This window comes from Christiangramia qingdaonensis, assembly GCF_048381525.1.
Classification (GTDB): Bacteria; Bacteroidota; Bacteroidia; order Flavobacteriales; family Flavobacteriaceae; genus Christiangramia.
In genome coordinates this window covers 468,777-474,969 of sequence record NZ_JBLWIM010000008.1, presented here as the reverse complement: position 1 = coordinate 474,969, position 6,193 = coordinate 468,777, and the positions used below count along the sequence as shown (strand labels likewise).

The following is a 6,193-nucleotide window of genomic DNA, read 5'->3' as shown; positions in this document are numbered from 1 at the left end:
GGTGAAGAAGAAGCCAAGTGAGGATAGGCTTATAGCAATCTATATGGACTATGTACTTGTGAATGAAAGTACTCCTAGAAGTGTTTACAAGTTTGCTAAGGAGAATGATATAACCGAACAGGAGTTTTACGAATTCTTCGGAAGTTTTGATGGTTTAAGAAAGAAGATCTGGGATAAGTTTTTTGATAACACCCTATCTGTCATGGAGAAGGCACCAGATTATCAGTCCTTCAGTAATCGTGAAAAGCTACTCACATTTTTCTATACGTTCTTTGAGGTTTTAACTGCAAACAGAAGTTACGTACTCTACGCACTTAGTGAGCATAAGGATAGAATGAAAAACCTTGAACAACTTAAAGGTTTACGTAGAAAGATGCGCAGTTTCGCCAAGGATTTAATTGCTGATGGCAATAGTGACAAATCGTTCAAAATTTTTGAGCAGAGTGAAACTGTTTTTAGCGAAGGAGTATGGGTGCAATTCTTATTCCTGCTAAAGTTTTGGATGGAGGATAATTCCCCATCTTTTGAAAGTACAGATGTTGCAATTGAAAAATCTGTGCATACTGTATTTGATCTATTCGATAACACTCCTTTGGAGCGTGTGGTAGACTTCGGAAAGTTCTTGTGGAAAGAACGAATGGCCTAATATAAAGATTATGAAAACGATAGATAAAATTCCAACAGGCAAAATTGGCCGTACCAGTAAACTGGTTCAAACCGGTGTTAAGATTGGTGGGAATTACATCAAATATTACGGCAAAAAGGCATTTAATTCTGAATTAACACGTGATGAGTTGGATGAGGATAATGCTACAGATATTTATGACGGACTGAAAAGTCTAAAGGGAAGCGCTTTAAAGGTAGCTCAAATGCTATCCATGGAGAAAAATTTACTTCCTGGTGCGTACGTAGAAAAGTTTAGCCTGGCGCAATTTAGTGTGCCACCACTTTCTGCACCATTAGTTAGAAAAACCTTTAAAAAATATAACGGAGCATATCCTGAAGAGCTATATGATACTTTTGCAACCCAGTCGGTAAATGCCGCCAGTATCGGTCAGGTACATAAGGCGACAAAAGATGGGAAAAAACTTGCTGTGAAAATCCAATATCCGGGGGTTGCAGATAGTATCAGTTCAGATCTTGCGATGGTAAAACCAATTGCTCTAAAGATGTTCAATCTTTCAGCAAAGGATTCTGAAAAGTATTTCAAGGAGGTCGAAGGAAAGCTTCTGGAAGAGACAGATTATATTCTGGAAGTGAAGCAGAGTAAACACATTTCCAAGGCAGCTGCGCACATTCCTAATATCAAATTTCCGAAGTATTATGAAGATCTTTCCAGTGAAAGGATCATTACTATGGATTGGATGAATGGAATGCATCTTAGTGAGTTCTCAAAACAGAATACGTCACAGGAACTTGCAGATAAAGTAGGACAGGCGCTATGGGACTTCTATATGTTTCAGATTCACGGATTAAAGATGGTACATGCAGATCCACATCCTGGTAATTTTATGGTGGATTCTGAGAATAATCTGATCGCCATTGATTTTGGTTGTATCAAACAGATTCCAGATGATTTTTATACTCCTTACTTCTCATTGACAGATCGTAATAATCTTGATAATGCCGATTATTTTAACGAAAGATTATTAGAACTGGAAATTCTTCAGGAAAAGGATACAGACAAGGAGAGAAAGTTTTTCTCTGAAATGTTTTACGAGATGTTTGCGATGTTTTCAACTCCGTATCAATCTGAAGTATTCGATTTTACAGATAAAGAATTCTGGGATAATCTTTCCCAGCTAAGCGAAAAATATTCTAAGGATCCTGAATTACGTCGTATGAATGGAAATCGAGGAAGTAGACATTTCCTTTATATGAGCAGAACATTCTTCGGGTTATATAATTTGTTACATGATCTCAAAGCTAAGGTTGAGGTTAATAAGTTTAGAGGTCTCCTCTAATGGTTGATTTATTGGTTAGGTTGAAGAGAGCGTAGTTGTTGGTAGCAGCTGCGCTTTCTTTTTTTGGTTCAAAAAAGCCCTCGGTTTATTCCGGGGGCTTTTATTCCGAAGAGAATAATGTATTAATTTCGTGCTTCCTGCTGTTCAGTATTAGATTCTATTTCTCTATTCTTCACATATTTTTCCAGCCATTGATCCTGTTCCCATAATACGTGCAGTACAGATTCCTTTGCGCTATAACCATGACTTTCCTTAGGTAACATCACCAATCTAGCAGTGGCTCCAAGTCCTTTAAGTGCATTAAAGTAACGCTCACTTTGCATAGGATAAGTTCCCGAGTTATTATCTGCTTCCCCATGGATCATCAATAACGGAGTATCCATTTTTTCTGCATGCATAAAAGGAGACATGGTATTATAAATTTCCGGAGCTTCCCAGTAATTTCTTTCTTCGCTTTGAAATCCAAATGGAGTAAGGGTACGATTGTAAGCACCACTTCGAGCGATTCCTGCAGCAAATAGATCTGAATGAGAAAGCAGATTAGCAGTCATAAATGCACCATAACTATGCCCGCCAACAGCTACTCGATCACGATCTACAAATCCTCTTTCATCGACTGCATCGATAGCCGCTTTAGCATTTGCCACTAATTGCTTTCTGAACGTGTCATTAGGTTCTTCATCACCTTCTCCTACAATTGGGAATGAGGCATCATCAAGCACTACATAACCTCTGTTCACCCAATAAACGGGTGATCCGTAATACGGATAAGTGAAATCATTAGCATTCGAGGTGTTTTGAGAAGCTGAATTTTTGTCTTTGAATTCTCTTGGATATGCCCACATGAACATAGGGAGTTTTTCTGGGTTAGACATATCATAACCGGCAGGAAGATAAAGCGTGGCATTTAGTTCCAGACCATCATCTCTTTTATAAGTGATCACTTCTTTATGAACGTCTTCCAGAGATTTGAAAGGATTGTCGAAATTGGTGATCTGGGTAAGTTTATTCTTAGAATCTATATCCCGGATAAAGTAATTTGGGTACTCGGTAGAAGACTCGATACGAACCAGGATCTCCCCTTTATCGATGTCCAGCGCTTCCACCAGACTTTCTTTTTGATCTTTTAGCTCAGACTGGTACATACGTTCAGTTTCACCAGAACTTAGATCGATTTTGTCCACAAAAGGAAATTGTCCATCCTCTGTAAAACCTGAACCCATTAGGAAAGCCTCATCTTTATCCAGTTCAAGAACCGAACGTCCCCATTTGTTTTTGGACATCACAAATCTACCTGGATCGCTGTATACATCCTGATAATTTCTATCGAAGATGATTTCAGGCTTCTGGGAGGCATCGGATGGGTCGAAAACATAGGTTTTCGTATTTCTGGTGTTCCACCAGTAATCGTTCGCTAAGGCAGTATCATCATCGCCCCAGGTAATTCCGCTCGCACGATTCTTAAGTTTAATTAATGATTTTCCTTCACCCTTAAATGGCGCTTCAAGTTGAAAATATTCATCTCTGTATTCCACTTCTTTTTCAGGATCTCCACCATCAAGAGCCACAACATATGTTAAGGTTGCAGGACGATCACTTCGCCAGCTCCAATCTCGTTTGCCTTCTCTTTCGGCCATAAAACCTTTTGGCAGATCTTCAATGAGCGGTACTTCATTGATCATATTTACCAGTTGCCCATTTTTATCGTATATACTTGTTTCTGAAGGGAATCTGTAATATGGAACCAGGTATGAAAATGGCTTTTTTAAATGTGTAACCATTACATATTCTCCATCTGGCGAGAATGATATATCAGAATACATTTTGGGAGCCATCCATGACGAAACTGTACCATCCAGATTTACTTTCATGATCTCAGATCTGGCTAATTGTTCAAAATTATATTCATCATTAGGATTCTTTAGAAGATCCTGATAAGTCCTGTTCTGGGCTTCTTTCCCATCACTAACCGAAATTGTAGGACCCGAGGGGACCGAAGTTTCGGTATCGATTAATGCTTTTCTATCTTTAGGAAGGGTAGTGACCAGAATAGCAGAATTATCTCTAAACCAGTTCACGGTGCTACGCATATTTGCATTAAGATTGGCCTCGGTTAGTTTTTTTGCTGCAGCGTCTTCAATGTTAAGTACCCACAATTCTACTCCAGTATCTGTGGTGTGTGTAAATGCCATCATACTTTCGTCTGGTGACCAGGTAAAATTGGTAAGACGAGGGTTTTCCGGAAGTCCGCTTACCTGTACAGGTTCTTTTGCATTTACAGATTTGACTTTAAAATTATTGTAATAACGTGCCCTGCTATTAATATTGGTCACGGGATTTATTCTCAAACCACCCAGGCGTAATTCTTCTTCGCTTAGTTCGGCTATACTTTTAAATTGATCCCTGTACAGGAAGATCATCATTTCTGCATCACTATCTATTAGAGTGGAAGGTGCCAGGGGAACATCGATAAGTTCAAGGATTTCCTGCGGTGGTTTCTGGTAGTCCAGGTTTTCCTGAGCTGCCATTCCATTAAGGAATAGAAAGGATCCCGCCAGACATAGCAAAAGTCGGTTCATAATGTAAATTTTAGATTTGAATTTAAATGATTACAAGCTTAATTGTAGTGTTAATGTTTCTTATATTGCGCGTCGGAATTTTCGCAAATTCATTAAATTTAATAAGAATTATTTTTAATATCATAATTTTTACCCATGTATCAAACAAAAATTGCAGGATTAGGAAAATATGTACCGGAAAATGTTGTCACGAACGATGATCTTTCGAAACTGATGGATACGAACGATGAGTGGATAACCGAGCGTACTGGAATTAAAGAAAGAAGACATATAAAGAAAGGAGATGGCAACACTACTGCAAGCATGGGAGTGAAAGCTGCCAAAATTGCCATCGAAAGAGCAGGGATTTCAAAAGACGATATTGATCTTATTGTATTCGCAACACTAAGTCCAGATTACTACTTTCCTGGGTGTGGAGTTCAGGTTCAGGAAATGCTGGAGATAGATACCTGTCCTGCCCTTGATGTCCGTAACCAGTGTAGTGGTTTTATCTACGCAGTTTCAGTAGCAGATCAATTCATCAAGACTGGAATGTATAAGAACGTACTGGTAATTGGTAGTGAGAACCATAGTGGTGGTCTTGATTTTACCACTAGAGGGCGATCGGTTTCAGTTATTTTTGGTGATGGAGCAGGAGCAGCCGTACTCACGAGAAGTGATCACAACGGGCAGGGAATACTTTCCACACATCTACATTCTGAAGGGAAGCATGCGCTTGAATTATCCTTAAAAGGACCAAGTACCAATCATTGGGTGCCAGAGATTATTGCTGAGAATCCACAGGGAGATGATATTCCTTACTATCCTTATATGAATGGGCAGTTCGTGTTCAAAAATGCGATCCAGAGGTTTTCAGAAGTGATCAATGAAGGACTTAAGGAAAACGGACTTTCAGTTTCAGATATAGATATGCTTATTCCGCACCAGGCGAATTTAAGGATTTCTCAATTCGTTCAGCAGAAATTTAAGCTTGCAGACGACAAGGTTTATAATAATATTCAGAAATATGGAAACACCACTGCGGCCTCAATTCCCATTGCTCTTACTGAAGCCTGGGAACAGGGTAAAGTAAAAGAAGGAGATACTGTGGTGCTGGCTGCTTTTGGAAGTGGCTTCACCTGGGGAAGTGCAATTATTAAATGGTAGTGGAAAAATTGAAGTAAAAAAGACCGGCTTTTGCCGGTCTTTTTTTTAAACACCTTTATAGTATTTATATAGGTCGTAAATTCCGAAGAGAATAAATCCCGCGGCGATCGCAGTTCCGAAATTATCGGTTTCTATCGCAGTTAGTTTTTGATAGAGTCTAAAGCTTCCGTAGCAAACAAAAACAATCCCAAGGATAAGATTCCATTTGTTACGTTGAGGTCTTTCTTCAAGTTCATTATTCATTATCGAAGTCATTTGGGAATGTAGACTTAGCGATCTTCAAAGCTTCGTCAAAATCTTTTTCAAAAACGAATAATAATACCATCCCGTGAGTGGAACCAAAACCAGCAAGTCTGGCCGACTCCACATCGTTTCTTATCCTCGAATGGATATTGCTTTCGCCAAAAAGTTCCTGCAAATATTGCACATTGGTTTCTGGTCCGGTATAAACTCTTTTATATTCTTCTGAAGTACTCATATTTTACAAGATAAGATTACAAAATA

6 protein-coding genes are annotated in these 6,193 nt (G+C 38.9%); 3 read left to right on the top strand and 3 right to left on the bottom strand.

Translation table 11 applies throughout. From position 1 onward, the window contains the following. The first annotated feature begins 1 nt into the window (after nucleotide 1). Nucleotides 2-646, top strand: a complete 645-nt coding sequence (locus ACNI3T_RS02860) for a TetR family transcriptional regulator C-terminal domain-containing protein (RefSeq protein WP_418226549.1) — start codon at nucleotides 2-4, stop codon at nucleotides 644-646. A gap of 10 nt (nucleotides 647-656) precedes the next feature. Next, nucleotides 657-1,964 carry an ABC1 kinase family protein gene (locus ACNI3T_RS02855; RefSeq protein WP_418226548.1) on the top strand — a complete coding sequence of 436 codons (1,308 nt, stop codon included), beginning with the start codon at nucleotides 657-659 and terminating at the stop codon, nucleotides 1,962-1,964. Nucleotides 1,965-2,086: 122 nt separating this feature from the next. On the opposite strand, the gene ACNI3T_RS02850 is transcribed toward ACNI3T_RS02855, so the two are convergent. Then, entirely contained in the window at nucleotides 2,087-4,543 is a 2,457-nt protein-coding gene (locus tag ACNI3T_RS02850; protein ID WP_418226547.1) for a S9 family peptidase, read from the bottom strand. A gap of 135 nt (nucleotides 4,544-4,678) precedes the next feature. On the opposite strand from ACNI3T_RS02850, the gene ACNI3T_RS02845 reads away from it, so the two are divergent. Further along, nucleotides 4,679-5,689 (top strand): 3-oxoacyl-ACP synthase III family protein, encoded by a 1,011-nt coding sequence (locus ACNI3T_RS02845; RefSeq protein WP_418226546.1) that lies wholly within the window; start codon nucleotides 4,679-4,681, stop codon nucleotides 5,687-5,689. Nucleotides 5,690-5,734: 45 nt separating this feature from the next. Here ACNI3T_RS02845 and ACNI3T_RS02840 read toward each other — a convergent pair whose 3' ends face one another. Together ACNI3T_RS02840 and ACNI3T_RS02835 are read right to left on the bottom strand one after the other, a co-directional pair. After that, nucleotides 5,735-5,932 carry a hypothetical protein gene (locus tag ACNI3T_RS02840; protein ID WP_295179491.1) on the bottom strand — a complete coding sequence of 66 codons (198 nt, stop codon included), beginning with the start codon at nucleotides 5,930-5,932 and terminating at the stop codon, nucleotides 5,735-5,737. Continuing rightward, a complete protein-coding gene (locus tag ACNI3T_RS02835) occupies nucleotides 5,925-6,167 on the bottom strand; it encodes a putative signal transducing protein (RefSeq protein ID WP_295179489.1) in 243 nt (80 codons plus the stop codon). The genes ACNI3T_RS02840 and ACNI3T_RS02835 overlap by 8 nt, the downstream gene beginning before the upstream one ends. Nucleotides 6,168-6,193: the final 26 nt, after the last annotated feature.

Coding starts and splice junctions, on each gene's coding strand:
- ACNI3T_RS02845 (WP_418226546.1), top strand. CDS start 4,679: ATGTATCAAACAAAAATTGCAGGATTAGGAAAATATGTACCGGAAAAT.
- ACNI3T_RS02840 (WP_295179491.1), bottom strand. CDS start 5,932: ATGAATAATGAACTTGAAGAAAGACCTCAACGTAACAAATGGAATCTT.
- ACNI3T_RS02835 (WP_295179489.1), bottom strand. CDS start 6,167: ATGAGTACTTCAGAAGAATATAAAAGAGTTTATACCGGACCAGAAACC.
- ACNI3T_RS02855 (WP_418226548.1), top strand. CDS start 657: ATGAAAACGATAGATAAAATTCCAACAGGCAAAATTGGCCGTACCAGT.
- ACNI3T_RS02850 (WP_418226547.1), bottom strand. CDS start 4,543: ATGAACCGACTTTTGCTATGTCTGGCGGGATCCTTTCTATTCCTTAAT.